Consider the following 22860-nt stretch of genomic DNA (forward strand, 5'->3'; position numbering starts at 1 on the left):
TGGCGAGCGAGGTGGCGGCCACGCCCTCGCCGTAGAACTCGACGAACTTGCCGACCACACCGTGCTTGCGCAGCATCTCGGTGATGGTGAGCACGAGGTCGGTGGCGGTGGTGCCGGGCTGCAGCTCACCGGTGAGCTTGAAGCCGACGACGCGCGGGATGAGCATGGAGACCGGCTGGCCCAGCATGGCGGCCTCGGCCTCGATACCGCCGACGCCCCAGCCGAGGACGCCGAGGCCGTTGACCATGGTGGTGTGCGAGTCGGTGCCGACCAGGGTGTCCGGGTAGGCCTTGCCGTCGCGGACCATCACGACACGGGCCAGGTGCTCGATGTTCACCTGGTGGACGATGCCGGTGCCGGGCGGAACGACCTTGAACTCGTCGAAGGCGGTCTGGCCCCAGCGCAGGAACTGGTAGCGCTCCTTGTTGCGGCCGTACTCCAGCTCGACGTTCTGCTTGAAGGCGTCGTTCGTGCCGAACTTGTCGGCGATGACGGAGTGGTCGATGACCAGCTCGGCCGGCGCCAGCGGGTTGATCTTGGCCGGGTCGCCGCCCAGCTCCTTCACGGCCTCACGCATGGTCGCGAGGTCCACGACACAGGGCACGCCGGTGAAGTCCTGCATGATCACGCGGGCCGGCGTGAACTGGATCTCCTGGCTGGGCTGGGCCTGGGAGTCCCAGCCGCCGAGGGCGCGGATGTGGTCGGCGGTGATGTTCGCGCCGTCCTCCGTGCGGAGCAGGTTCTCCAGCAGGACCTTGAGGCTGTACGGCAGCCGGGCCGAGCCCTCCACCTTGTCCAGCCGGAAGATCTCGTACGACTCGTCGCCCACCTGCAGCGTGCTGCGGGCGTCGAAGCTGTTCGCCGACACGACAGTCTCCTTCATTGATGTGCGCGTACCACCGTCAATCGTGCCGCCACGCCGGCTCGGCCGAACCAGTGAGGTCAGGCTAAGTTAGGCATGCCTTACCGGAGTGGCGGGCTACGGTGCGCCTCGGCAGATATCTCGATGTCGAGATAACTCTAGTACATGGGCGCTGGATGGTCATGCCCAACCGCCTACCAGTCCGCTTCGGCGTCGGTCTTGGCCGGTCCGGTGACACCCACGTGCCCGTGATCGCCGTAGACGGAGGAGCGCCAGCGGGCGAACACCCGGGCCGCGCGGTCGGCGTCCTCCTGCTCCATCACCCCGTAGGTCACCCGCACCCAGGCCTCCGTGCGGTCCGTGCCCTCGGGGTTGCGGACGTAGACGGTCAGCACGTGGCCGGCCATGGCGGCGTCCGCCTTCCTGCCGTCCGCCTTCAGGTAGGCCCGGAAGTCACGGCCCATGCCGAACCACCGGTGCGGACCGGCCGTCGCACCGCAGGGCGGCCCCGGATCGTCACTCGTGGTGTCCGGGCCGCCGTCCCCCTGGTCGTCACTCGTGAGATCCGGGCCGCCGCCGCCCTGATCATCGCTCGTAAGGTCCGGACCACTGTCGCCCTGGTCGTCACTCGTGAGATCCGGACCACTGTCACCCTGGTCATCGCTCGTGAGATCCGGACCACTGTCACCCTGGTCGTCACTCGTGGTGTCCGGGACGGTCTGGTCGTCCTCGGTCGGGCCCTCGTCCTGGCACTGGTCGTCGATCGTCTGCTCCGTCTCGGACGGTCGCGCCGCGGACGCTCCGGCCGCGGGTGAACCGTCCGCCGGGCCGCCCGGTCGCTCCGTGCCGCACGAGGCCAGCGCGGAGCAGAGCACGAGCGCGACGGCGACCGGGAGGTGCCGCATCCTGATGTCCATGTGTGTCCCCTTCCGGAGGAAGAGAGGGGGACGCGCGGACAGGGGTTCCGCACGAGCCCACCGGGGTACCCGAGTTGGGCAGTTCCTTGTATGACATACGCGGATTTGCCCGACCTTCCGGGTGCCTCCGCCGTCCCACCAGCACAGTTGACGGACCGTCACGACACCACCGGCGCGCGCATCACCCGAACGGACCCCCCGACGAGCACCATCTCATATCTGAGATAACCTCAACCTCATGTCAGACGACTACCTCGTACGCATCGGCAAGCTCATCCGTGACGCCCGGCAGCACCGGGGCTGGACACAGGCGCAGCTCGCGGAGGCGCTCGGAACCAGCCAGAGCGCGGTCAACCGCATCGAGCGCGGCAACCAGAACATCAGCCTTGAGATGATCGCCCGAATCGGTGAAGCCCTGGACAGCGAGATCGTGTCGCTGGGCTACGCGGGTCCGATGCACCTCCGGGTGGTCGGCGGCCGCCGTCTGTCCGGGGCCATCGACGTCAAGACCAGCAAGAACGCCTGTGTGGCGCTGCTGTGCGGCTCACTGCTCAACAAGGGCCGCACGGTGCTGCGCCGGGTGGCGCGGATCGAGGAGGTGTACCGCCTGCTGGAGGTGCTCAACTCCATCGGCGTGCGCACCCGCTGGATCAACGACGGCGTCGACCTCGAACTCGTCCCGCCCGCCGAGCTGGAGATGGCCGCGATCGACGCCGAGGCGGCCGTCCGCACCCGCTCGATCATCATGTTCCTCGGCCCGCTGCTGCACCGCATGGACCACTTCAAGCTGCCGTACGCCGGCGGCTGCGACCTGGGCACGCGGACCATCGAGCCGCACATGATCGCCCTGCGCCGGTTCGGACTGGACGTCGCGGCCACCGAGGGCCAGTACCACGCCCAGGTCGACCGCTCGGTCCGCCCCGACCGCCCGATCGTGCTGACCGAGCGCGGCGACACCGTGACCGAGAACGCGCTGCTGGCCGCCGCCCGGCACGACGGGGTGACCGTCATCCGCAACGCCTCCTCCAACTACATGGTCCAGGACCTGTGCTTCTTCCTGGAGGCGCTGGGCGTCAGGGTGGAGGGCATCGGCACCACCACGCTGACCGTCCACGGCGTGCCGAACATCGACGTCGACGTCGACTACTCCCCCTCCGAGGACCCGGTCGAGGCGATGAGCCTGCTGGCCGCCGCCGTGGTGACGGAGTCGGAACTGACCGTGCGCCGCGTCCCCATCGAGTTCCTGGAGATCGAGCTCGCCGTCCTGGAGGAGATGGGCCTCGACCACGACCGGTCGCCCGAGTACTGCGCGGACAACGGCCGGACCCGCCTGGTCGACCTCACGGTCCGCCCCTCCAAGCTGGAGGCGCCGATCGACAAGATCCACCCCATGCCCTTCCCGGGCCTGAACATCGACAACGTGCCGTTCTTCGCGGCCATCGCGGCCACCGCGCAGGGCAAGACCCTCATCCACGACTGGGTCTACGACAACCGCGCCATCTACCTGACCGACCTCAACCGCCTCGGCGGCCGGCTCCAGCTCCTCGACCCGCACCGCGTCCTGGTCGAGGGCCCGACCCGCTGGCGCGCCGCCGAGATGATGTGCCCGCCGGCCCTGCGCCCCGCCGTGGTCGTCCTGCTGGCGATGATGGCGGCCGAGGGCACGTCGGTGCTGCGCAACGTGTATGTCATCAACCGCGGTTACGAGGACCTCGCCGAACGCCTGAACTCGATCGGCGCGCAGATCGAGATCTTCCGGGACATCTGACAGCCTTCCGCCGGGCCGGGCTCCACGCGGCCTGTCCCAGCCGGTCCGGCGGACCGCTCAGTCGCCGGGCAGGCTGCGGACGACGTACGTCATGTGCTGGAGGTTTCCCGCGCGCAGCCACTCCGTCGGCCCGCCCACGCCCTCGCCGGTCGAGAGCGGGCCGTTCGCACAGTCGCTCAGCCACTCCTCGCCCGGCCCGGCCCCCGCGCCCCGGAACTCGGGCGATTCGACGATCCGGCGGGCCGCACCGCGGTTGACGGCGATCCGGTCGGGGCCGCGGGTCAGCGTCTTGACGAAGAGGTACGTGCTGCCGGTCGTGTAGCGGAGCACACCCCAGGGCGGTCCGCCCTTCCTCCCGGGTGCGGGAGCCTGCGCGAGGGCGTTCGGGGACTGCACCCCGTAGTCGCCGTAACCGAGCAGCGGCGCATAGGCCCTGCCCGTGGCGCGCACCTCGTGCCACATGCGCCATTCCGCCCGCCCGGCCTCACACCGTCCCTGCTCCACCATGTCGGCGGTGACCCGCGGAAAGGCCCCGCCGAGCAGAACCGCGTTCCGCCAGGCCGTCAGGGGCATCAGCGCGTCGAGAGCACGCAGCGCCTCCTTGCCCGCGTCGGGCCGGTCGTCGAGGACCGCGCCCATGTCGAGCAGCAGGTCCACGGGCACCTCCGGACCGGTCCGGTCGAGCAGGTCCCGGACGTGTTCCCCGAGGTGACCGTCCCACTCGCCGGTGACCCGGACCCGGACCCCCAGTCCGCGCAGGCAGCGCCGGGCCGTCTCCACGGCCGCCGCCTGCTGCGCCCCGGTCCTCTCCGGCCCGGTGACCGGCAGCAGCCACCCCCACGCGCAGTAGAGCGCCAGCGCTTCGGCGAGGGCCGCGGTCTGGGCGTCCTCGCCGAACGGGGCGTCGAGCCATCCGCCGCGACGGCTCACGGCGCTCACCCGGTCGACGTACTGGGCGACCACCGTGCCCAGCGCCTCCGGCGCCGCGCCCGGCAACGGCGGCAGGTTCCACAGTGGCCTGATCGCGGCTCGGACGTCCGGCCACAGCCGGCGGAAGGCTGCGGCCGCGTGCGGCCTCGTCGGCAGAACGGGAACATAGAGCGGTCCGGACATCGCGGCTCCCCCTCGACACCGTCCGTGCGCATCCCTTCACGTCAGGGTCCGTTCCGCGCGGAGCAGTTGAAAAGAGGGGGATTCCAGCCCGCATGGCCGATGTGCCGGGCGTGAGCGCCCGCCCGCTCCACGATGAGCGTGGCGGGGCGACGACCCGGCGCACGACGCCCCCCGTGCACGAACTCCGCCCGGCTGCGGCGGTCCGACTCGCAGCCCGGGGATCCGACGACCGCCGGCCGGCCGGACGCGGTCCCGGCCGCCGGCCCCCGCTCCCGTGGGGGGCCGCCGTTCGGGTGAGCGTGGCCTGCCGTCCGGCGCGGACACCAGCGGATATGGAGCCGTCGGGCTTTTCGGGGGCGCGTGCGGGAGCGGCGCGAAGTGGCAGCCTCCTGTGGGCCTGGCCACACTGAAAACCGGCCGTTCCTGATCAGCGGCCCGACCGGCCCTTGGCCATCCACACGTCCTCAGGAGATCGAATGGTGGAGCAGTCCTCCAAGGTCCCCATAACGGGACCGGACGAACCTGCCGTCACCCTGAGCGCCACCGGGCCGGTCAGGACGGACACCGAGCGGGTGCTCGCCCGGACCCTGGCCGAGCTGACCGGCGCCGACCATGTCCCGGCCGACGGCAACTTCTTCACCGACCTGGGCGCCAACTCCCTGGTGATGGCGCAGTTCTGCGCCCGGCTCCGGAAGGACCCGGAGCTGCCGTCGCCCTCGATGCGGGACATCTACCGCAACCCCACGATCCGCAGTCTGACGGCGGCACTCGTGGCGGCAGCGCCTGCTCCCGCCGCGCCCGGAGCGGTGCCGGCCGAGTCCGCGCCGGTGCCCCGGACACCGCCGGACCCGGCGGCCCGCACGGGCCGGTGGGGTCATCTGCTGTGCGGGGCGGTGCAGTTGCTGGTCTTCCTCGGTTACTCCCTCGTCTCCGGGTTCGTCACCGCCGGCGGATACGAGTGGGTGTCCACCGGCTCCGGCCCGCTCGACGTCTACCTGCGGTCGCTGGTGTTCGGCGGCATCGGGTTCCTCGCCCTGTGCCTGTTCCCGGTGGCGGCGAAGTGGGTGCTCGTCGGGCGTTGGACAGCACGCGAGTTCCCAATCTGGGGCTTCACCTACCTGCGTTTCTGGCTGGTGAAGATCCTGCTGCACGCGAATCCGATGGTGCTCCTCGTCGGGACCCCGCTGTACGTGCTGTACCTGCGGGCGCTGGGCGCGCGGATCGGGAAGGGCGTCACGATCCTCTCCCGTTCCGTCCCGGTCTGCACCGACCTGCTGACGGTCGGCGCCGGGACGGTGATCCGCAAGGACTCCTTCTTCCTCGGCTACCGGGCCCACGCGGGCCGCATCCAGACGGGCCCGGTCACCCTCGGCCGGGACGCGTTCGTCGGCGAGCGGACCGTCCTGGACATCGACACCTCGATGGGCGACGGCGCCCAGCTGGGCCACTCCTCCGCACTGCACCGCGGCCAGGCGGTCCCGGCCGGCGAGCGCTGGCACGGGTCACCGGCGGAGCCCGCGCGGACCGACTACCTGCGGGTGGCGCCGGCCCGGTGCGGTACCGCGCGCCGCACCTGGTTCGGGCTGGCCACGCTGGTGCAGCTGCTCTTCGTGTACGTTCCCCTCGCCGTCGGCGGGGTGTACATCGTGTTCACCGGGATCCCGGCGATCGGCAAGCGACTCGATCCGCAGACGGCCGTACCGGCCCGGCGGGAACTCGTCACCGACGCGCTGGCCGTCTCGCTCGTCCTGTTCTGCGGCTTCCTCCTGCTGGGCCTGGTCGCGATGTACGCGGTTCCGCGCCTGCTGGATCTGCTCGTCAAGCCCGACCGGGTGTATCCGCTGTACGGGTTCCACTACACGGTGCACCGGCTGGCGGCCCGCATCACCAACGTCAAGTTCTTCGCCTGGCTGTTCGGCGACAGCTCGTACATCGTGCCCTACCTGCGGGGCCTCGGCTACGACTTGGGCCGGGTGGAGCAGACCGGTTCGAACTTCGGCACGGAAATGCAGCACGAGACGCCGTTCCTGGTCTCCGTCGGCACCGGGACGATGATCGCCGACGGGCTCTCGGTGGCCAACGCCGACTATTCCAGTACGTCGTTCCGGCTGTCCCGGGTGACGATCGGGCCGCGCAACTTCCTGGGTAACAACATCGCCTATCCGGTGGGCGGCAGGACGGGCGAGAACTGCCTGCTCGCGACGAAGGTGATGGTCCCCCTGGACGGCGAGGTCCGCGAGAACGTGGGCCTGCTCGGCTCGCCCTGCTTCGAGATCCCCCGCTCCGTGGACCGGGACGCCCGGTTCGACCACCTGCGCACCGGCGAGGAGCTGCACCGGCACCTCAGCTCGAAGAACCGCTACAACCTGCGCTCGATGGCGCTGATGCTGTTCGTGCGCTGGGCGCACATCTTCGCGCTCACGCTGTTCGCCCTCGCCTCCGTGGACCTGTACGGCGTGCTCGGACACGTGGTGATCGGCGCGTACCTGGCGCTGCTGCTGGTGTTCTCCACCGCGTACTACGTCCTGGTGGAGCGCTGCCTGATGTCGTTCCGCCGGATGAGCCCGCAGTTGTGCTCCATCTACGACCGCACGTTCTGGCTGCACGAGCGCGTGTGGAAGGTGCCGTCGAACTACCTCAACGTCTTCAACGGAACCCCGTACAAGAGCCTGGTGTGGCGCCTGCTGGGGGTGCGCATCGGCAAGCGGGTGTTCGACGACGGCTGCTACATCACCGAGCGGACGCTCACCGCCATCGGGGACGAGTGCACCCTGAACGCCGGCAGCAAGCTCCAGTGCCACTCGCAGGAGGACGGCACGTTCAAGTCGGACCACACCACGCTCGGCGCGCGCTGCACGCTGGGCGTCGGCGCCCACGTGCACTACGGCGTGACGGTGGGCGACGACGCGGTGCTGGCGGCCGACTCCTTCCTCATGAAGGGCGAGGAAGTTCCCCCGAACGCGCACTGGGGCGGCAATCCGGCCGTGGACATGCCCGAGACCGGCGGCCCGGACGGGGCCCCGCGCGCGACCGACGCCTCCGCGGCCGCCACGAACTGAGGAAGGCCATCCCATGGACACGCGCGTGGAGACGGACCGGGAGTTCTGGAGCCGGGTGCTCACCGCCGGCGGGGTGACCGTCGTGCCCCGCTGGGTCCCGGAGCCGGTGCCGGGGACGGCCGAGCAGGAGACGGCGGTCCCGGAGGACGTGACGGCCGCGGTCCGCAGGCTGGTCCGCCGGTCGGGGCTGCCGGTCAGCGCGGTGCTGCTGGCGGCGCACGCCAAGGTGCTGTCCGCGCTGTCCGGGGAGCGGGAGCTGGTGACCGGGTACACCGCCGGGGTGCGCGGGGAGCCGCTGCCGTGCCGTCTGACCGTGCCCCGCGGATCCTGGCGGGAGCTGGTGTCGGCCGCCGAGCGCGCCGAGGCGGCGGTGCTGGCCCACCGGGAGTTCCCGGTGGCCGGCCTGGCCCGGGAACTGGGGGTGCCCGGGCCGTCGTACGAGGCGGTGTTCGGGCCCATGGGCGCCGAGGAGGCCCACGCCGACGACGGCGTGCTGCACGTGCGCTGGTGCGACCGGGGCGGACGGCTGCTGCTGCGCCTGCGGTACCGCACCGACGTGCTGGACGCCGCGGGCGCGGCCCGGATCGGCGGCTACCACCTGAAGGCGCTGCGGCTGATGGCGGCCGATCCGGACGCCGGGCACGCGCAGCAGGGCCTGCTGTCCGCCGAGGAGGTGCGCGAGCAGCTGGAAGGGCTGGCCGGCCCGCGCCGGCCGCTGCCCGACGCCCGCGCGCACGAGCTGTTCGAACAGCGGGTACGGGCCCAACCGCAGGCGGTGGCCGCGGTGCACGGCGAGCGGGCGTGGACGTACGCGGAGCTGAACGCGCGCGCCAACCGGCTGGCGCGGGCCCTGCTGGCGCGCGGCCTCGGCCGGGAGGACGTCGTCGCGGTCGTCACCGAGCGCAACCTCGACTGGCTGGCGGCGACGCTCGCGGTGTTCAAGGCGGGCGGGGTGTACCTGCCGGTCGAGCCGCACTTCCCGGCCGGCCGTATCGAGGCGACGCTGTCGCGGGCCGGCTGCCGGCTGGTGCTCACCGAGCCGGGCAGCACCGGGACCCTCGACCAGGCGCTGGCCGGCCTGCCGGGAACCGAGAAGCTGCTGGTCGGGACGGCGTACGCGGAACCGCACGCCGAGGACGACCCCGGTGTGCGGGTCGACGCCGGCCAATTGGCCTACATCTACTTCACCTCCGGCTCCACCGGCGAGCCGAAGGGCGCGATGTGCGAGCACGCGGGCCTGCTCAACCACCTCCACGCCAAGATCGACGACCTGGGGATCGGCGAGGGGACGGTGGTGGCGCAGACGGCCCCGCAGTGCTTCGACATCTCACTGTGGCAGCTGGTGTCCGCGCTGCTGGTCGGCGGACGGACCCTGCTGGTCGGCCAGGACGTCGTCGTGGACGTGGAACGGTTCGTGGACACGCTGGTGCGCGGCCGGGTCACCGTGACCCAGCTGGTGCCCTCCTACCTGGAGGTCGTGATCTCGTACCTGGAGCAGCACCCCCGGGACCTGCCGGACCTCAGGTGGGTGTCGGTGACCGGCGAGGCGCTGAAACGGGAACTGGTCCAGCGCTGGTTCGCGCTCCAGCCGGGCATCCGGCTGCTCAACGCCTACGGGCTGACGGAGACCTCCGACGACACCAACCACGAGGTCCTGGACCGGGTGCCCGACCGGGTGCTGCTGGGGCGCGCGGTCAACAACGTGCGGGTCTACGTCGTGGACGAGCAGCTGTCGCTGGTGCCGCTGGGCGCCCCGGGGCTGATCGCGTTCTCGGGTGTCTGCGTGGGGCGGGGCTACGTCAACGACGCCGAGCGGACCCGGGAGGCGTACCGGACCGACCCGTACCGGCCCGGGGAGCGGCTGTACCTGGGCGGTGACTGGGGCCGCTGGCACCCCGGCGGCAAGCTGGAGTTCCTCGGCCGCCGGGACAGCCAGGTGAAGATCCGCGGCTTCCGCATCGAGATCGGCGAGATCGAGAACACCCTGCTGCGGGTGGACGGGGTGCGGGACGGCGCGGTGGTCGTGGTCGAGCGGGGCGGCGGCAACACGCAGCTGATCGCCTTCCACACCGGCCGGCGACACGAGCCGGAGGTGCTGCGCGAGGCGCTCGCGGCGGCCCTGCCCGCCTACATGGTCCCGGCCGCCTTCCACTGGCGCGAGAGCCTGCCGCTGACCGCCAACGGCAAGACCGACCGGAAGGCCCTGACCGCGGAGGCCCTGGCCGCGGAGGCCCGGCGGGCGGCGCCGGACGGCGGCGGGCGGGAGGCGCTCACCCCGGCCGAGCGGCGGCTGGCGGCCGCCTGGGCCGAACTGCTGGGCGTGCCCGAGCACCGGATCGGCCGGCACGACCACTTCTTCGACGCCGGCGGCACCTCGCTGACGGCCGTCAAGCTCAGCCTCGCGCTCGACCGGGCGGTCTCCCTGAGGGACATCACCCGTCACCCGGTCCTCGCCGACCTGGCCGCCCTGCTCGACGGCGCCGGCCGGCACCGCCCGGAACTCCTCCAGCCCCTGGCGGAGACGGACGGTACGCCGGAGTGCGCGCTGGTGTGCTTCCCGTACGCGGGCGGCAACGCGGTGAACTACCGGCCCATGGCCGCCGCGTTGGCGGGCAGCGGCCTGGCGGTCCTCGCGGTGGACCTGCCCGGCCACGACCTGGCGGCCCACCGCGAGCCGTTCGCGTCCGTCGAGGAGGTGGCCGGCCGGGTCGCGGACGAGATCGCGGCCCGCGGCCTGGGCCAGGTCATGCTGTGGGGCCACTCCTCGGGCGCCGCACCGGCCCTGGAGACGGCCCGCAGGCTGCAGGAGCGGGGTGTCCGGGTGACGCGGGTGTTCCTCGGCGCGCAGCTGCTCGGCACGGCCGCCGAGCGCGGCGCCGCCGTGGCCGGTCTGACGGGCCTGAGCGACGCGGAGATCGCGGCGCGGCTGACCGCGGACGGCGGCTACACGGAACTCGCCGAACTCGACGAGCGGCACGCCGAGCACCTCGGCGCCGCCTACCGGCACGACTGCGTCCACGCCCACCGCTGGTTCCAGGCGGTCCTGGAGAACCCGCCGCCGGTGCGGCTGTCCGCGCCGGTCTCGGTGGTCGTCGCCGCCGACGACCCGCACACGGCGGGCCACGCCGACGGCCACCGCGACTGGCTGCTCCTGGCCGAGCGGGTGGACCTGCACGAACTGGCCGACGGTGGCCACTACTTCCTGCGCACCCGGCCGGCCGAGGCGGCGCGGGCCGTGCTCGGCGCGGCCCGCCCCCTGGCCTCCACCTGAGACCCGTACCCCCACCCGACGGGCGACCGAAAGGAAACCGAGATGCCGTCCTCATCCCTGGCAGCACCGCTCGACGTGGAGCTGCGGCCGGACAGACCCGCGCTGCTGCGCGTCGATCCACCGGACGACGCCACGGCCTGGGCGGCCCGCTACCGCGAGGCGCTCAGGGCGCAGGTCACCGAGCACGGGGCGCTGCTCGTGCGCGGCCTCGGTCTGCGGGACGCCGGCCAGGCCGGTGCCGTGCTCGCCCGGCTGGCCGGCGAACTGATGCCGGAGCGGGAGGCGTTCGCACCCCGGGAGGCCCACGGTCCGGGGCTGTACTCCTCGACGCCCTGGCCGGCCAACCAGCCGATGTGCATGCACCACGAGCTGAGTTACCGGCTGGAGGTGCCCGGCCTGCTGCTGTTCGCGTGCCTGACGCCGCCCGAGCAGGGCGGGGCGACGGCGGTGGCCGACGCGGCCGACGTCCTCGAGGCCCTGCCCGCCGGGCTGACGGAGCGCTTCGCGGAGGAGGGCTGGCTGCTGACCCGTACCTACAACGAGGAGATCGGCGCGTCCCTCGCGGAGGCGTTCGGCACCGAGGACCGCGACGCGATCGAACGGTACTGCCGGGCGAACGCCATCGACGCCCGCTGGCTGCCCGACGGTTCCCTGCGCACCGAGCAGCGCCGCTGCGCCGTCGTGGAGCACCCGCTCACCGGCAGGCGGTGCTGGTTCAACCAGATCGCCTTCCTCAACGAGTGGACGCTCGCGCCGGAGGTGCGCGAGTACCTGGTCGACGAGTACGGCGCGGACTCGCTGCCGTTCAACACCCGCTACGGGGACGGCAGTCCGATCGGCGAGGACGTCGTCCGGCTCCTCAACGACACCTACGAGGAACACACCCGGCGCGAGCCCTGGCAGGCCGGCGACCTGATGCTGGTGGACAACATCGGCACCGCGCACAGCAGGGAGGCGTTCACCGGGGAGCGGCGGGTCCTGGTCGGCATGGCCGAGCCGCGGCGGCTGGCCGACTCCTGCCCGACGGGGGAGGCGAGCCGCCGATGACGCATCTGCTGTCGACCACCCCCCAGCCCGCCACGCCCGAGCCCGGGCAGCCGGCGCCCACCTTCGCGGTGATCTCCGGCCGGCAGGTGCAGCAGGCGCTGACCGGCCGGGAGCGGGACCTGGTGGCGCTGGTGGAGGCCACCTACCGGCTGCACGGGGCCGGGGACTCGGTCAACCCGCCCTCGTACTTCCTGCGCTTCCCCGACCGCCCCTCGGCCCGGATCATCGCGCTGCCCGCCTCCATCGGCGGTTCGACGCAGGTGGACGGCGTGAAGTGGATCTCCAGTTTCCCCGACAACGTGCGCGCCGGGCTGCCCCGGGCGTCCGCGGTGCTGGTCCTCAACGACCACGACACCGGCTACCCCTTCGCCTGCCTGGAGAGTTCCGTCATCAGCGCGACCCGGACCGCGGCCTCGGCGGCGCTGGCCGCGGACTGGCTGAGCCGCACCCGGACCCGGCCGCGCCGGGTCGGCTTCTTCGGCACGGGCCTGATCGCCCGGTACATCCACACCTTCCTGGCCGGCACCGGCTGGACCTTCGACGCGATCGGCGTGCACGACGTGTCCGCCGACAGCACCGCCGGCTTCCGCGGCTACCTGCGCCAGGCCGGCGCCACCGGGCAGGTCACCGTCCACGACAGCGCCGAGGACCTGGTCCGCTCCAGCGACCTGGTGGTCTTCGCCACCGTCGCCGGCCGGCCGCACGTGACGGCCCCGGGCTGGTTCGAGCACAACCCCGTGGTGCTGCACGTGTCGCTGCGCGACCTCGCCCCCGAGATCCTGCTCGGCGCGGCCAACTTCGTGGACGACGTCGAGCACTGCCTGAAGGCCGACACCTCCCCTCACCTGGTCGAACAGCGCACCGGGAACCGCGACTTCCTCAACGGCACCCTCTACGACGTGATGCTCGGCCGCGCCGCCCCGCCGCACGACCAGCCGGTGATCTTCTCGCCGTTCGGCCTAGGGGTCCTCGACCTGGCCGTCGGCAAGTACGTCTACGACCGCGTGGCCGGGGCGGGGGAACTCCGCCTCATCGACGACTTCTTCCACGACCTGCGCCGGTACGGCTGAGGCGTTGTCCCTCAGCCCTGGCACCAGGAGGCTGCCGTGCCCGTCATCTCCGCTCCCCATGCCTTCAACGAAGGCAGTCTGTTCGTCGATCTGGAGTCGATATTCGGATACCGCCTCTTTCTGAAGTGCGAGGGTTTCAACTTCGCCGGCTCCATCAAGCTGAAGGCCGCGAACGAGATGGTGGAGAGCGCCGAACGGGACGGACGCCTGACCCGGGACTCCGTCCTCGTCGAGTCGTCCTCCGGCAACCTGGGCGTCGCGCTGAGCGTGATCGCCGCGAGCAAGGGCTACCGGTTCCTGTGCGTGACGGACCCCCGGTGCAACCTGTCGACCAAGCTGCTGATGGAGGCCCTGGGCAGCCGGGTGCACGTGGTGACCGACCTGGACGGCAACGGCGGCTTCCTCGGCACCCGGCTGGAGTACGTGCGCGCGCTGTGCGCGTCCGACGAGCGGTACGTGTGGCTCAGCCAGTACACCAACGCGGGGAACTGGCGGGCCCACTTCCGTACGACGGCACCGGAGATCGCCGCCCACTTCCCGCACCTGGACGTGCTGTTCGTCGGGACGGGCACCGCCGGCACCCTGATGGGCTGCGGACGCTACTTCCGCGCCTGGCACCGGCCGGTGCGGATCGTCGCCGTGGACAGCGTGGGCTCGGTGGCCTTCGGCGGCGAGCCCGGCCGGCGGATGATCCCCGGACTGGGCATGAGCATGCGTCCGCCGCTGCTCGACGAGTCCTACGTGGACGAGGTGATCCGGGTGGAGGAGGCGGACACCATCCGCACCTGCCACCGCATGGCCCGGCGGGGCTTCCTGTTCGGCGGCTCCACGGGGTCGGTGGTCAGCGCCGCGACGGACTGGCTGGCCCGGCACGGCACCCGGGACCTGACCGCGGTGGCGATAGCGCCCGACCTCGGCGAGCGCTACCTCGACACCATCTACCAGAGCAACTGGCTCCAGGACCTCTACGGCGACCGCCTGCTGGACTCCGCGCGGCTGGACGCCACGCCCTGGGAGGAGGACTCCGCGTCCCGGGCGCCGGGCCGCCGCCGAAGACCATGACGGGCCGGGCGCGCCCGTGCCGGCCTCAGCCGGCCGGTGCCGGGGCGGGCGTCCGCCACGGGATGCGGAAGGCGGTCACCGTGACGATCAGCGCGCAGGCCGCCACCGTGGCCATGCCCGCGGTCAGGTTCACGGCACCGGCCACGAAACCGATCAGGGCGGGCCCGGCGAGCAGACCGGTCGTCCCCATCGCGGCGACCAGCGCCAGTGCGTCCGGTCCGCGGCCGGCCGCCGCCACGTACACGCACGGGGTGACGGCGGCCGCGCCGAGGCCCACGCAGGCGAAGCCGAGCAGCGTGGGCACCACTCCCCCGGCGAGCAGGGCGAGCGCCAGACCCGCGGCGGCCACCGCGCTGCCGGCCCGCACCACGCGCCCGTCGCCCCAGCGGGTCCGCCAGCGGTCCGCGCACAGCCGGGCGAGCAGCATCATCACGGAGACGACCGCGATCCCGAGCGGGGCGACGGTCGCCGACGCCTTGACGACGTCCTCCAGGTAGAGCGTCGACCAGTCGTTCATGGCGCCCTCGGTGACCGTGCCGAAGGCCATGGCGCAGCCCATCAGCAGGGTCGTGCCCGAGGTCAGGCCGCGACGGGCGCGCCGCTTCGGCTCCCCCGCACCGGCCGGGCCCTGCTCCTGGTGCGTGAGCAGACCCGGCCGGGCGCCGCCGAGCAGGAGCAGCAGCAGGGCGCCGGCGACGGTGAAGTGGGCCGGGACGGACGCGGTCGCGCTGGTGACGCCGGAGGTCAGCAGGGCGGCGGCGAGCAGTCCGCCGCTGAACGTGGCGTGCAGCTGGGACATCGCCGTCCGCCCGTGGGCGCGCTCCAGCGCGGCGCCCTGCGCGTTCATGGCGACGTTGAGGCAGCCGACGGCGACCCCGTCGGCGCACACGGCGAGCAGCGCCAGCGGGAGGTTCGGTACGGCGGACAGGGCGGCCAGTACGACGATCAGGGCCGCGGCCGAGGCGAGGGACAGCAGCCGCGAGCCGAGCCTGCGCATCAGGGCGGCGACCAGCGGGAAGGAGGCCGCCGCGCCGGCCCCGCAGGCCATCAGCAGCAGACCCACCTCGCCCGCGCCCAGGTCCAGGCGGGCCTTCAGCGCGGGCAGCCGGGAGACCCAGGTGCCGTACTGGAAGCCGAGGAAGCAGAACAGCGCGGCGATCGACCACTTGGCGCGCCGGAAGCTGGGTGTGGCGGGTGCGGTCATCGGCTCGCCCTCCACAGGGGGGCGGTGACCCGCGCCGACATGTACACCGCGCCGCTGCCGTAGCCGGCCGGCACCCGCGCCCCGGGGTGGGGCCGGTACCCGTGGGTCCGCCAGAAGGGCTCCCTGCCGGCGAGCGCGACCAGCGACATGGTCGCGAACCCCCGGGCGCGGGCCGTGTCCGTGAGGTGCCGGACCAGCCGGGTGCCCAGGCCCCGGCGGCGCAGGGGCGCGCTGACGACCAGGTCGTGCAGGTGGAGGTTGGCGGCGTGCGGGACGGCACGTTCCGGGCGGGTCAGGTCGGGACAGCGGAACCGCCGGTAGGGCAGGGCCAGGACGTAGCCGGCGATCCGGCCGTCGAGCTCCAGGACGAAGCTGGTGCCGGCCGAGGCGTGGGCGCGCAGGCCGGCCTCCCCCTCCGTGAGCGCGGTGCCCGCGTACGCCCCGGCCTCCAGGGCGGCGACCTGGGGCCAGTCGGCCTCGGCGATGCCCCGTACGAGGCCTGTCATCTCAGTGGTGTCCTTCCTGGCCGCGGGTGCACACCGTCGGCAGCGGCCGGATGCCGTTGAAGCCCTGGGTCATGTAGCTGCCGGCGTAGGCGCCGGCGGAGAGGACGCGGACCGGGTCTCCGGAGGCGAGGGACGCCGGGACGAGGACCGGGTACCGGCCGGCGCCGTAGGCGTCGTCGCTGTCACAGGTGGGCCCGGCGACGATCGCGGGGACGAGTTCCTCGCCCTCCCGCCCCGGGAAGACCAGCGGGTGGGTCACCTGGTCCATCTCGTACAGTCCGTTGAACTTGCCCACGCTCAGGTACAGCCAGCGGGCCCGCCCGCCGTCCGGTTGCGTCCGTTCGGTCAGCCGGACCACCCGGGCGTGGATCACGCCGTGGTCGGCGACCAGGTGGCGCCCCGGTTCCACCACGAAGTCGAGCGGGGCGGCGGCCAGCGCGTCCAGGTGTTCCATGCCTTCGCGGAGCACGGTGAAGATCTTGTCCAGCGGCGGGTCGAGAGGGGTGCCGCGCCGGTCGAGGTAGCCGAGCGCGGGCAGGCCGCCGCCGAGGTTCACGTGGTCGGGAACGATCCCCCGCCCGGCCAGCGCCACCAGGGTCCCGGCGAGGGTGTCCACGGCCTGCTGCCAGGCCTCGCCGGTCATCTGCTGGGATCCGACGTGCACGGACAGGCCGGCCGGGACGAGCCCGGCGTCACGGGCCGTGGCCAGGACGCGGACGGCGTCCTCCGGGGCGCAGCCGAACTTGCGGTTCAGGCCCCACAGGGCGCCCTCCCCGCTGGTGGTGAGGCGGCAGAACACACGGGCGCGGGGCGCGTGCGCGGCGATGGCGGTGACGTCCTCCACGCTGTCGGTGGCGAAGGTGCGCACACCCAGGCGGTGGGCCTCGGCGATGTCCTGGTCCGACTTGACGGTGTTGCCGTAGTGGATGTGGTCGGGGCGGGCGCCGGCGCGCAGGGCCTGCTCGATCTCGGCGGGGCTCGCCGCGTCGAAGCCGGCGCCCGCGGCGGCCAGTGCGTGGAGGACTTCGTCGACCGGGCAGGCCTTGAGGGCGAACCGGACGCGGGTGCCGGGCAGCTCTTGGAGCAGGATGTCGTATTGGCGCTCTATGCCGGTGAGGTCGTAGCAAAGGCGGTCCGTGGTGCTGGTGCGGGTCCGCCCCGGCTCCTTCGGGGCGCTCATGTGCGGGCCGCTTCCATGAGCGCGGGCCAGGCCTGTGTCAGGTCTGCGAAGGAGTGGATGTCCTGCTCTGCCTGGTCGAGCAGCTGGTCGCGCTGTGCGCCCAGCTGATGCGCGAAGTCCGCGTAGCGGCCGCCCAGTTTGCGGTACGCCGTGTCGACGCGGTCCAGGCGCCAGATGTTCTCGGTGCGGTCCAGGGTCGTGCTCTCGCGCAGGAAGGCCACGATCCGGTCGGGGCGGACCCGCTGCCTCTCGTCCAGCAGGCCCGCGCCCTCCGCCGCCATCCGGTCGTACACGTCGTGGAAGTAGAGCATCGACAGCAGGAACTTCACGAAACGGCGCTGGTAGGCGGGGAATCCGGTGGCGGTGCGGCGCTCGGGGGTGTGGAAGTTCTCGATGTGGCGGTTGTGCAGGATGCCGGGCAGGCCCGCGTCGTGGACGAGGTGGAGGAGGAAGTAGTCGCTGCCGATGGTGTCGGTGGCGGGCGGGAGCGGGACGCGCTCGTACACCGCGCGGTCGAAGGCGACGTTGCACATGTCGACGCGCATGGGGTCGACCAGGGTGAGGGTGGAGTGGTCGCCGGTGAAGGGGGCCGTGCCCGCGCCGGTGAAGGACTCGGCGACCAGGGCGCGCGTGCGGTCCTCGGGCCAGCCGCCGGGGGCCCAGAGGCTGACCACGTCGTGGTGGACGGTCTCGTCCAGGGCCCGTATCTCGCCGATGTCGACGGAGAGTTCGCCGATGAAGGAGGCGCCGGCCAGGGAGACCGGACGGTGGGACAGCGCCGGGTCGAGGTCGGTGCGGGTGACGGCGGCCATGGCCTCGGCGGCGGGGCGGCCCAGCCAGGGCAGTTCGTGGTGGACGGGGAACACCTGCTGCCCGGCGTGGAGTTGGTAGGTGCTGTCGGAGTCGCGGCGGTGCACCGAGTCGCAGCCGAGGGCCGCGGCCAGCAGGAAGGCGCGGTTCGTGCAGGCGCCGTAGGAGACGGCGGGCGGCAGCATCAGGCGCAGCAGCCGGTCCGGCTCGGGCAGGCCGGCCTTCTGGACGAGCCGGTGCAGGAAGTCCCGCTGGGCTGCCTCGTCGAGGTGGTGGACGGTCACGCCCGGCTCCGGGGGCAGTGCGGCGACCGTGCGGCGGTGCCCGGCGCGGGTGGCCGCGTCGGCGGAGTCCAGGATCAGCAGCTGGACGTCGGCACCGAAGTGCCGTACCGCGTAAGCGGCTTCGGCGTGCAGGGCGGTGACGGTGGCGGAGCAGGCCCGGTTGGTGGGCAGGGTGAGGCAGACGCGGTTCACCGGGCACCTTCCGCGGCGGCCCAGGAGTCCAGGCCGAGCAGCCTGCGCCCCAGCCCGTTCAGTTCGGCGGGGCCGTGGCGGAGGGCTTCGGGCCGGCGGGCGTCGCCGAGCAGGGTGGCGTTCCAGTCGGGGGTGGCGAGGGTGCGCCAGGAGTGCACGCGGGAGTCCCGCAGGGTGGTGTGCTCCTCCAGCGCGGGCATCATCGACAGGTACTGGACGGCCCGGACAGCGTTGTCGGAGAGGTTGGGCGCCACGCCGTGGGCGAGCAGTCCGTTGAAGATCAGCAGGTCGCCGGCCTGGAGGTCGGGGCGGACCACCGGGAACTCGGCGGGGTCGGTGTTCGGGCGGACCGGGTCGCGGCCGGGCGGCTGGGCGAGGCGCCACTGGTCGAAGCGGCGGAAGAGTTCGGGCGCGCACTGGAAGCCGCCGAGTTCGGGGCGGGTGTCGGTGAGCGCGATGATGCCCTGCACGCGCTGCGGAAGCACGGCGAGGGTGGTGTCGACGTCCCAGTGCAGCTCGATGTCGAACCCTTCGTCGGTGGGTTCGATCAGGGAGCGGGAACGGGTGTGCCGGTTCGGCGGGTTGAGATTGAGGCGGTCCAGGGTGACCCACAGTTCCGGGCTGTCCCAGACGTCCACGAAGGCGTCGTAGACGCGCTGGTTCTGCCGGCTGTTCCACAGCAGCTGGTGGTGGTAGGCCTCGACGAAGCCGTAGATGTAGAGGTGCCGGTCGAGTTCGGAGCGGAACTCCGGCTCCGCGTACCAGGTGTCGGGGCGGTCGGGGTCGAGCCCCTGGAACTCCCAGGCGAAGTCGAGGAGTTCCTTGGCCTCGCCGGGGGTGATGGCCTCGCGTAAGACGACGTAGCCGTAGGTCTGCCAGAAGGCGAGGTCCTCTTCCGACAGGACGCGCAGCGGCTGGGTCTTCTCCAGGTCGCGCAGGGGGGTCGGGGCGAGGTAGGTCTCGCCGTCGGTGCTGAAGTAGGGGCGGCCGGTCGCCGCGCGGTGCAGGTACGGGTGGGGCGTCTGCATGCGATTCCTCTGGAACGGGAACACAGAAGTGCGGTGGATCCGGGAGAACGGCAAGAGGGAGGGGGCCGCCCGCTCACGGCGGGCGGCCGGTGAGTCCGAGGGTCTAGCCGGCGACGACGGCTTCCGCGGCGGCCACACCGCAGACCCGGGCGGCGCCGTAGGTGGCGATGTGCAGGGCGCCGCGCGGCGGGGCCTGCGGCAGGCCCATCTCGACCACGACGGTGTCGGGCCGGGCGGCGAGCAGGGTGTCGAGCGCGGAGCGCATCCACTCGTGCCGGTGCTCGTCGCGGACCACGGCGACGATCCGGCGGCCCTCGGCGGCGGCGAGGACGGCCGCGCCGGCGCCCTCGCCGGTGAAGGTGCCGGAGGCGCTGCCGGGCAGCAGCCGCTCCAGCTCGGCGGCGACGCCCCAGGGGGTCTGGTCGCCGACGGCGATGTTCGGGGCCGGGTTGAACTGGGCGACGTACGCCGGTGCGGTGACCGGTGCGGCGGCGCCCGCCCGGGTCACGGTCAGCGCGCGGCGGGCCGCGACCAGGCCGACCTCCGGGTCGGCCGGGGTCCCGGCCGCGTCACCGCGGGCCGTGACGGTCCAGGCGGCCAGGTCACGGACGCGGGCGGCGGCGTCCGCGAGCCGCTCCTCGGGCAGTTCCCCGGAGCGCACGGCGGCCACGAGCGCGTCCCGGAGCCCGAGCACGGTGCCCTCGTCGCACAGTCCGCCGCCCACGCAGATGGCGTCGGCGCCGGCCGCGATCGCGAGGACCACGCCGTGTTCGAGGCCGTAGGTGCCGGAGATGGCGCGCATCTCCATGCCGTCGGTGACGATCAGGCCCTGGTAGCCGAGTTCGCCGCGCAGCAGTTCGGTGAGGACGCGCCGGGACAGGGTGCCGGGGCGGTCCGGGTCGAGCGCCGGGACGAGGATGTGCGCGCTCATGACGGCCCGGGTGCCGGCGGCGATGGCCGCGCGGAACGGGGGCAGTTCACGGGCGTACAGGGTGTCGGCGTCGACGTCGATGCGGGGCACGGCGTGGTGGGAGTCGACGTTGGTGTCGCCGTGGCCGGGGAAGTGCTTGGTGCAGGCGGCGACGCCGGTGGACTGCAGGCCCTCCACCCAGGCGGCGGTGTGCCGGGCCACCAGGCCGGGGCTCGCGCCGAAGGAGCGGACGCCGATGACGGGGTTGTCGGCGTTGGCGTTGACGTCGGCGGAGGGCGCCCAGTCGAAGGTGACGCCGCAGGCGGCCAGGCGGCGGCCCAGTTCGCGGGAGACGGCCCGGGTCAGCTCGGGGTCGTCGACGGCGCCGAGGGCGTGGTTGCCGGGGAAGGAGGAGCCGGTGCGCACGTCGAGGCGGGTGACGTCGCCGCTCTCCTCGTCGATGGCGACCAGCAGGTCGTCCCGCTCGGCGCGCAACTGCCCGGTGAGCGCGGTGACCTGCTCCTCGCTGACGACGTTGCGGCCGAACAGGGCGACGGAGGCGAGACCTTCGCCGATGCGGCGGCGCACCCAGTCCGGTGCGGTGGTGCCGTCGAAGCCCGGCTGCAGCACCGCGAGGGCGTCCCGGGCGAGGGTGTCACCCGCGGCGGAGCCGCTGCCGGACGCGGCGGTGGCGATGGTGGTCATCGGACGTCATCCCTTCACGGCGCCGTCGGTCAGACCGCTGACAGCCTTGCGTTGCAGGAAGATGAAGAGGATCAGGATGGGCAGCGCGAACAGGGAGGAGGCGGCCATGGTGGCGCCCCAGTCGTCGCCGAAGGCGGTCTGGAACTGGGAAAGCCACAGCGGCAGGGTCTGCTTCTCGATGTCCTTGTTGAGGATCAGGACCAGCGGGAACTCGTTCCAGGCGGTGACGAAGCCGAACAGCGAGGTGGCCATCAGGCCGGGCGCGAGCAGCGGGAAGATCACCTTGATGAAGGCCTGGGTGCGGGTGCAGCCGTCGATCATCGCCGACTCCTCCAGCTCCTTGGGCACGGCGGCGACGTAGCCGCGCAGCGTGAGGAGGGTGAGGGGCAGCACCATCACCGTGTAGAAGACGGTGAGCGGGACCAGGCTGTTGAGCATGTCGTTGTCGCGGACGATCATGTAGATGGCGATGATCATGACCTCCCAAGGGGCCATCTGCGCCAGCATGAACGTCACGATGAGGCCGCGCCGGCCCTTGAACCGCATCCGCGCCAGGGCGAAGGCGGCGAACAGGGCGATGACGAGCGAGAAGACGACCGACAGGACCGTGACGGTGACGGAGTTGAGCACCAGGGTCCAGAAGTGGTCGGCGTCGACGGCCTTCTTGAAGTGCTCGAGGGTGGCGTTCGTCGGGAACCACACCGGGTCGTCGGCGATGATGTCGCCGGTCGGTTTGAAGGCCGTGGCGAACATCCAGTAGACGGGGAACACGAAGCCGACGAAGAGGACGGCGGCGGTCGCGTTGGGCCAGATACGGCCGAAGAGCGAGCGCTTCACAGCTCGTCCTCCTCTTGCTTGAGCACCATGCGCAGGTAGTACGAGGTGACGACGAGCAGGACCAGGATGGTCAGGAAGGAGATGGCCGCGCCGACCCCGAAGTGCTGGTTGCCGACGCCCTCGACGTAGGCGTAGATCGGCAGGGTCTCGGTGAGGTGGTCGGGACCGCCCTCGTTCAGCGCGAAGATCTGCGGGAACGCCTTGAAGATCCAGATGACTTCGAGGAACGTCGTGGCGTACAGGAAGGGCCGCAGGAAGGGCAGGGTCACCGAGGTGAAGCCCTTCCAGGCCCCGGCGCCGTCCAGGGCGGCGGCCTCGTACAGCTCCCGGGGGATCGTGGTGGTGGCCGCGTAGAGGTTGATCGCCACGAAGGGTATGGACTGCCAGACCAGGAGCAGGGTGATCACGGCGAAGGTGGAGAACTGGGTCTCCAGCCAGTTGTGTTCGGCCATCGAGTGCCAGCCGAGCTTGTCCAGGACCCAGTTGACGACGCCGAAGCGCTGGGCGAACAGCCACTGGTAGACGGTGGTGGCCGCGATGACCGGCATGGCCCAGGCGAGGACGAGGCCCACCATGAGCAGCAGCCGCATCTTCGCGCCGAGCCGGGCCAGCAACAGCCCGACCAGGGTGCCGATCACCATGATCAGTACGACGTTGAGGGCGGTGAAGACGACGGAGCGCTCCACGACGTGCCAGAACTCGCCGCCGCTGAGCACCTCCCGGTAGTTGTCGACGCCGTTCCACTCGGTGAGGTGCTGGATGAGCTGGCGTGGATTGAGGTTCTGGAACGACAGCATGCCGTTCTTCACCAGGGGCCAGCCCAGCAGCACCACGGTGGCCAGCAGCGCGGGCAGCAGGAGCAGGTAGGGGGCGGTGGCGCGGCGCCGGGACGGGGCGCCGGCGGTGCGACTGTCACCGCGCGGCGGGGCCGGCACCCGGGCCTTGCGGACAGCGGGCTCCCCGGCCGTGTCCGTGCCTTCGGTCTGCACTGACATGAGTTGCCATCTCTTCCGTGGCCGTACGGACGACACAGGT

17 protein-coding genes are annotated in these 22860 nt (G+C 72.3%); 6 read left to right on the forward strand and 11 right to left on the reverse strand.

The features are described 5' to 3' along the window. Both IE312_RS41335 and IE312_RS22320 read right to left on the reverse strand, forming a co-directional pair. Positions 1 to 868, reverse strand: an 868-nt coding sequence (locus tag IE312_RS41335) for an aconitase family protein (RefSeq protein ID WP_306419792.1), incomplete at its 3' end; no start/stop codon positions are given. A gap of 188 nt (positions 869 to 1056) precedes the next feature. Continuing rightward, positions 1057 to 1779 (reverse strand): hypothetical protein, encoded by a 723-nt coding sequence (locus tag IE312_RS22320; protein WP_189984122.1) that lies wholly within the window; start codon positions 1777 to 1779, stop codon positions 1057 to 1059. A 238-nt stretch (positions 1780 to 2017) separates the two neighbouring features. On the opposite strand from IE312_RS22320, the gene IE312_RS22325 reads away from it, so the two are divergent. Then, on the forward strand, positions 2018 to 3547 hold the full coding sequence (locus IE312_RS22325) for a helix-turn-helix domain-containing protein (protein WP_189984123.1): 1530 nt from the start codon (positions 2018 to 2020) through the stop codon (positions 3545 to 3547). Between the two features lie 57 nt (positions 3548 to 3604). Here IE312_RS22325 and IE312_RS22330 read toward each other — a convergent pair whose 3' ends face one another. Continuing rightward, entirely contained in the window at positions 3605 to 4660 is a 1056-nt protein-coding gene (locus IE312_RS22330) for a beta family protein (RefSeq protein ID WP_189984124.1), read from the reverse strand. A gap of 476 nt (positions 4661 to 5136) precedes the next feature. Between IE312_RS22330 and IE312_RS22335 the strand changes: the two genes are divergently transcribed. The 5 genes from IE312_RS22335 to sbnA are packed head-to-tail and all read left to right on the forward strand — an operon-like array spanning position 5137 to position 14169. Further along, positions 5137 to 7719, forward strand: a complete 2583-nt coding sequence (locus IE312_RS22335) for a Pls/PosA family non-ribosomal peptide synthetase (protein ID WP_189984125.1) — start codon at positions 5137 to 5139, stop codon at positions 7717 to 7719. A gap of 13 nt (positions 7720 to 7732) precedes the next feature. Continuing rightward, complete coding sequence (locus IE312_RS22340) at positions 7733 to 10990, forward strand: non-ribosomal peptide synthetase (RefSeq protein WP_189984126.1); 3258 nt, start codon at positions 7733 to 7735, stop codon at positions 10988 to 10990. A 42-nt stretch (positions 10991 to 11032) separates the two neighbouring features. Continuing rightward, a complete protein-coding gene (locus IE312_RS22345; protein WP_189984127.1) occupies positions 11033 to 12037 on the forward strand; it encodes a TauD/TfdA family dioxygenase in 1005 nt (334 codons plus the stop codon). Then, positions 12034 to 13107: a 2,3-diaminopropionate biosynthesis protein SbnB gene (gene sbnB / locus IE312_RS22350; RefSeq protein WP_189984128.1), complete on the forward strand. Its 1074-nt coding sequence runs from the start codon at positions 12034 to 12036 to the stop codon at positions 13105 to 13107. The genes IE312_RS22345 and sbnB overlap by 4 nt, the downstream gene beginning before the upstream one ends. Positions 13108 to 13143: 36 nt before the next feature. Further along, positions 13144 to 14169 (forward strand): 2,3-diaminopropionate biosynthesis protein SbnA, encoded by a 1026-nt coding sequence (gene sbnA / locus IE312_RS22355; RefSeq protein WP_189984129.1) that lies wholly within the window; start codon positions 13144 to 13146, stop codon positions 14167 to 14169. A 25-nt stretch (positions 14170 to 14194) separates the two neighbouring features. Here sbnA and IE312_RS22360 read toward each other — a convergent pair whose 3' ends face one another. The 8 genes from IE312_RS22360 to IE312_RS22395 form a co-directional block, all read right to left on the reverse strand. Beyond that, positions 14195 to 15388 carry an MFS transporter gene (locus tag IE312_RS22360; RefSeq protein ID WP_368860021.1) on the reverse strand — a complete coding sequence of 398 codons (1194 nt, stop codon included), beginning with the start codon at positions 15386 to 15388 and terminating at the stop codon, positions 14195 to 14197. Next, positions 15370 to 15879: a GNAT family N-acetyltransferase gene (locus IE312_RS22365; RefSeq protein ID WP_189984130.1), complete on the reverse strand. Its 510-nt coding sequence runs from the start codon at positions 15877 to 15879 to the stop codon at positions 15370 to 15372. Before IE312_RS22365 ends, IE312_RS22360 begins: the two co-directional genes overlap by 19 nt. Position 15880: 1 nt before the next feature. Continuing rightward, positions 15881 to 17059, reverse strand: a complete 1179-nt coding sequence (locus IE312_RS22370; RefSeq protein ID WP_189984131.1) for an alanine racemase — start codon at positions 17057 to 17059, stop codon at positions 15881 to 15883. Continuing rightward, complete coding sequence (locus tag IE312_RS22375; RefSeq protein ID WP_189984132.1) at positions 17056 to 18345, reverse strand: DUF6271 family protein; 1290 nt, start codon at positions 18343 to 18345, stop codon at positions 17056 to 17058. The genes IE312_RS22370 and IE312_RS22375 overlap by 4 nt, the downstream gene beginning before the upstream one ends. After that, entirely contained in the window at positions 18342 to 19373 is a 1032-nt protein-coding gene (locus IE312_RS22380; protein ID WP_189984133.1) for a phytanoyl-CoA dioxygenase family protein, read from the reverse strand. Before IE312_RS22380 ends, IE312_RS22375 begins: the two co-directional genes overlap by 4 nt. Positions 19374 to 19476: 103 nt before the next feature. After that, on the reverse strand, positions 19477 to 20988 hold the full coding sequence (locus IE312_RS22385; protein ID WP_189984134.1) for a glycoside hydrolase family 3 protein: 1512 nt from the start codon (positions 20986 to 20988) through the stop codon (positions 19477 to 19479). Between the two features lie 6 nt (positions 20989 to 20994). Then, the gene (locus IE312_RS22390; protein ID WP_189984135.1) at positions 20995 to 21825 is read right to left on the reverse strand and encodes a carbohydrate ABC transporter permease; all 831 of its coding nucleotides are present in this window, start codon (positions 21823 to 21825) and stop codon (positions 20995 to 20997) included. Then, complete coding sequence (locus IE312_RS22395) at positions 21822 to 22820, reverse strand: carbohydrate ABC transporter permease (protein WP_189984136.1); 999 nt, start codon at positions 22818 to 22820, stop codon at positions 21822 to 21824. Before IE312_RS22395 ends, IE312_RS22390 begins: the two co-directional genes overlap by 4 nt. Positions 22821 to 22860 lie beyond the last annotated feature (40 nt).

The organism is Streptomyces capoamus (assembly GCF_014654935.1).
In the GTDB taxonomy this organism is placed as follows: Bacteria; Actinomycetota; Actinomycetes; order Streptomycetales; family Streptomycetaceae; genus Streptomyces; species Streptomyces capoamus.